Source organism: Campylobacter concisus, from assembly GCF_002913045.1.
Taxonomy (GTDB): Bacteria; Campylobacterota; Campylobacteria; order Campylobacterales; family Campylobacteraceae; genus Campylobacter_A; species Campylobacter_A concisus_AP.
In genome coordinates this window covers 1-519 of record NZ_PPAF01000040.1, presented here as the reverse complement: position 1 = coordinate 519, position 519 = coordinate 1, and the positions used below count along the sequence as shown (strand labels likewise).

Sequence of the window (519 nt, the reverse complement as noted above, 5' to 3'; positions counted from 1 at the left end):
CACCTCTTGTTAAGGCTTTGTCTGCAGAAAGTCTACCCTCAACATCGTCTGATTTTACAGTTATCATCTCTCTTAGTGTATGAGCAGCACCGTAAGCCTCAAGTGCCCAAACCTCCATCTCACCTAACCTTTGACCACCAAACAGCGCCTTACCTCCGACTGGTTGTTGTCTAACAAGTCTATATGGTCCAGTACTTCTCGCGTGATCTTTCTCATCAATCAAGTGGTGAAGTTTTAGCATATACATACAACCAACATTAACCCGTTCTCTTATCTTTGAGCCTGTGCGTCCGTCATATAGTTCAGTTTTACCGTCGCTATCTATCTTTGCCAACACAAATAGTTTTGCATATTCGTCAGCTTTAACGCCTTCAAAAATCGGAGTTGCAAATCTTACGACATTACTCCAATCTATTGCATATTCAAGAAGCTTCTCATCGCTCACCTTACCACGTGTTTTATTAGCGCCCATTAGCTTAGCACCACCTGCTCTCTCTATCATCTTAGCTCTTAGCTCTT

Annotated in this window: 1 pseudogene; it reads right to left on the bottom strand. The window is 42.6% G+C overall.

Features of this window, described 5'->3' with window-relative positions:
* Positions 1 to 519: pseudogene (locus CYP43_RS08285) on the bottom strand (DNA-directed RNA polymerase subunit beta); the annotation flags it as partial.